Raw genomic sequence first — 2752 nt, 5'->3', positions numbered from 1 at the left:
CGCCGTCGCTGGGCGTGGTGGAGGCCCTACCCCGCGATGGAGCACCCATCCGTGCCGCGGTTCTAGTGCATCCCACTTACCAGGGCTATGCCAATGACCCAACGGCGGTGATTCAGCGGCTGCAGCAACAGGGCTGTTGCGTGCTGGTGGATGAAGCCCACGGCTGTCATTTCGCCGCTGGGGTGGATCACCCCCTCCCCCCCAGCGCCCTGCACTGTGGCGCTGATCTGGTGGTGCATTCCCTGCAGAAATCAGCTGCAGCACTGGCGCAAACGGCGGTGCTCTGGCTGCAGGGGGAGCGCCTGGATCCTGTGCGGGTGGAACGCAGCCTGGGCCTGCTGCAGACCACCAGCCCCAGTGCGCTGTTGCTGGCTTCCTGCGAAGAAGCTCTTCAACATTGGCAGCGCCGCAAGGGCCGCCAGCAATTGCTCCAGCGCCTGCAGGACGCTGAAGAGCTCGCCGAGGGCCTGCGGAACAGCGGCGTGCCTCTGCTGAACAACCAGGATCCGCTACGCCTGATCCTGCACACGGGCCAGGCGGGAATCACCGGCCTGGATGCCGACGATTGGTTTCTGCCCCGCGGGTGGGTGGGCGAATTGCCTGAACCAGCCACCCTCACCTTCTGCCTGGGACTGGCACGCCACAGAGGGCTGGAGCGCCAGATGCGACATCACTGGCAGAACCTGCTGCGGCACTTCCCCGATCGCGCTCCCTTGCCGGCGTTCGAAGCCCCACCGCTGCCACTCGTCACCACCACAGCGCAGTCACCAAGCCAGGCGTGGACAGCGGAGCATCGCCAGGTGGCGTTGAAGGACGCGGAGGGATACATTGCGGCTGAATTGCTGTGCCCTTACCCCCCTGGCATCCCCCTGCTGATTCCCGGCGAAAGGCTGGATCGCCAGCGACAGGGCTGGCTCGAGCGCCAGCAGCTGTTCTGGGGAGACCAGATTCCAGACGGACTGTCTGTGGTGAGCGGGGGCTGATCTGGGGCTGGAGAGGTTCCCTCAAGCCTCAAGATCACGACCAACAGCGATTGATACTGTGAATCCAGGACGCCTCCAATCAGCGTGATCCGTGAGGTTGTCCTCGATCAGAGCCAAGCGCCAGCGGCCCGAGCAGCACTGCACAAGCGGTTGATCAGTGGCCTGGGTGTGGGCGGCTTTGGCCTGCTGGTGGTGAGCCTGGGGGGGTGGTGGTTCACCGCCGCGCTAGGGGGAATGGTGCAACTTGGCCTGCTGGAATTCTTCCGGATGGCGCAATTCAAGGGAATTCGCCCCGCCACAAAAACCACCCTGGTGGCCTGCCAACTGCTGCTGTTCACCACCCAGTGGGCGATCCAGGGCGGGCTACCAGCTGATGTGGCCCATGCTGTTCTGCCCCTCTCTGGAGCCGCCATATGCGGCTGGCTACTGCTGCAACCGGTGACGGGTTCCATCGCCGACATTGCGGCATCGATTTTCGGGTTGTTCTACCTCGGTTTTTTGCCCAGCCACTGGCTGAGTCTGCGCGGTTTGGACAACGGTCTGGAGATCACGCTGTCGGCCTGCCTGATGATCGTGGCCACCGACATCGGCTCCTGGGCCGTGGGACGGCGCTACGGGCGACGGCCCCTCTCACCGATCTCCCCCGGGAAAACCATCGAAGGGGCGATCGGGGGATTCATCTCGGCCATGCTGATCGGCCTGGTCTGCGGCCAGCTGATGGGCTGGGCGCTGCATGGCCTGCCGGGCCTGCTGCTGGGCGCACTGATCGCGCTGTTCGCCTTGGTGGGGGACCTGACGGAATCGATGATGAAACGCGATGCAGGTGTGAAGGATTCCGGTGACGTGCTGCCCGGCCACGGCGGAATCCTGGACCGGATCGACAGCTATCTGTTCACCCCAGCGGTGGTCTTTTATGCGATCGCTCTGTGCCAACCGCTGTTGGCCTCATAACCAGCGCTAAAGGGTGACGCTGGCCTGACCTTTGAGGGCCAACTGACCACTCACTAGCTGCACCTGCTCGATTCGAATGGCGGGTTCCATCGGAAGCAAGGTGCGCAGTTCATCGCCGGTCTCCGGTCGGAAGCACAACGTTCCCTGCTCGGCATTGAGGCGGAAGCGACGGTGAACAGGGTCTTGCTGGGCAGCGACGGGCACCTGCAACTCGAGCAGATCCTCGTCAATGCGCAGAGCCCCCAACGGGCTGAGACCCATCAGCTGCTCAGCCATCCAGTCCCCGAGCCAGCGCCAGGGTTCGGCCAGCAAAGCGCTGTTGAGCTGACGGCCGTTGAAGGTCACCTCGCCCTCCACCTGGAACGGCTGCTGTAGGACGAGCATCTGACCCGGACTCAGCAGCTTCATGTCCACCGCAATCGGACCGCTGCACAACTCCACGCTCTGCAAGGGCAGCCCCTGGAAACAGGCATCCCTCGCTTTGAGGGTCACTCCATCCAGACGCCCCCGCAGCAAAGACCAGGTGGAACCGTTCAGGACTAATTCGAGGCTGCCGAGGCTGTCGCATTGGCTGCGAATCCAAAGGCGCAGGGCCCCTGCCAGCACATTGAGAACGGGATCAGCCATTGGTCAACAGCGCATGACAACGCTCAGCCACCTTGCGGGGCTGAGCGATATGGGGGAGGTGGCCGCAGGAGGGGAAGGTCTCCACAGGCTGATCCAGCAAGGCCTGAAGCGCCTGTTTCTGCGGAGCACGCAGAATCCGATCAGTCGCACCCCAGATCACGTGCAGTGATTGGCAGGGCAGGGGGTCGCCA

General features: G+C 63.8%; 3 protein-coding genes and 1 pseudogene. 2 read left to right on the top strand and 2 right to left on the bottom strand.

Features of this window, described 5'->3' with window-relative positions; translation table 11 throughout:
• Both ACGVJ8_RS03590 and ACGVJ8_RS03585 read left to right on the top strand, forming a co-directional pair.
• Positions 1-983, top strand: a 983-nt coding sequence (locus tag ACGVJ8_RS03590) for a lysine decarboxylase (RefSeq protein ID WP_392345525.1), incomplete at its 5' end; no start/stop codon positions are given.
• An 84-nt stretch (positions 984-1067) separates the two neighbouring features.
• Positions 1068-1934 (top strand): phosphatidate cytidylyltransferase, encoded by an 867-nt coding sequence (locus ACGVJ8_RS03585; protein ID WP_392345523.1) that lies wholly within the window; start codon positions 1068-1070, stop codon positions 1932-1934.
• Positions 1935-1940: 6 nt separating this feature from the next.
• On the opposite strand, the gene ACGVJ8_RS03580 is transcribed toward ACGVJ8_RS03585, so the two are convergent.
• Both ACGVJ8_RS03580 and ACGVJ8_RS03575 read right to left on the bottom strand, forming a co-directional pair.
• Positions 1941-2561 (bottom strand): LmeA family phospholipid-binding protein, encoded by a 621-nt coding sequence (locus ACGVJ8_RS03580; RefSeq protein WP_392345522.1) that lies wholly within the window; start codon positions 2559-2561, stop codon positions 1941-1943.
• Positions 2554-2752 (bottom strand): annotated as a pseudogene (locus ACGVJ8_RS03575) (alpha/beta hydrolase); the annotation flags it as partial. The pseudogene ACGVJ8_RS03575 and the gene ACGVJ8_RS03580, both read right to left, overlap by 8 nt.

The sequence above is a fragment of the Parasynechococcus sp. genome (genome assembly GCF_042954245.1).
In the GTDB taxonomy this organism is placed as follows: domain Bacteria; phylum Cyanobacteriota; class Cyanobacteriia; order PCC-6307; family Cyanobiaceae; genus Parasynechococcus.
This window is presented reverse-complemented; position numbering and strand designations above follow the sequence as displayed.